2 pseudogenes are annotated in these 561 nt (G+C 68.4%); both read left to right on the top strand.

Annotated features, from left to right (window positions below):
• Window positions 1-383, top strand: a pseudogene (locus tag LIG30_RS02370) (peptidase M20); the annotation flags it as partial.
• A 100-nt stretch (window positions 384-483) separates the two neighbouring features.
• Window positions 484-561: pseudogene (locus LIG30_RS25915) on the top strand (NnrU family protein); the annotation flags it as partial.

The following is a 561-nucleotide window of genomic DNA, read 5'->3' as shown; positions in this document are numbered from 1 at the left end:
CGCCGCTCGTCGATGCCGCGCAGGCCGTCCAGCAGTTGAAGGCGCTGCTCGAACTCGATCCGCCGTACAACGCGAAGGTCACGTTCAAGCCCGACGCGGGCGCGGCGACCGGCTGGAGCGCGCCGGATCTCGCACCGTGGCTCGCGTCGTCGCTCGACGTCGCGTCGCGCCGCCACTTCGGCGCGGACTGCGCGTACATGGGCCTCGGCGGCACGATCCCGCTGATGAACGTGCTGCAGGCGGGTTTTCCGGCCGCGCAGTTCATGGTCTGCGGCGTGCTCGGGCCGAAGTCGAACGCGCACGGGCCGAACGAGTTCCTGCACGTGCCGTACGCGAAGAAACTGACGGCGGCGGTGGCCGACGTGATCGCTTCGGCACGCTGACTTTCACAAGCGGCGGTTTCCACGCGCCGGCCCGGCGTTCATGATCGGCGCGCACGGCACTGCGATTCCTCACGCAACCTGCTCCTGAAGGGGACAACCGATGCTCGTCCTGATTCTCGGCCTGGCGATCTTCCTCGGTGTGCATTCGATTCGAATCGTCGCGGACGGCTGGCGCGGC

The organism is Burkholderia sp. lig30 (genome assembly GCF_000687455.2).
In the GTDB taxonomy this organism is placed as follows: Bacteria; Pseudomonadota; Gammaproteobacteria; order Burkholderiales; family Burkholderiaceae; genus Burkholderia.
The sequence above is the reverse complement of the archived record's forward strand: the minus strand, read 5'-3'. Positions and strand labels throughout refer to the sequence as shown.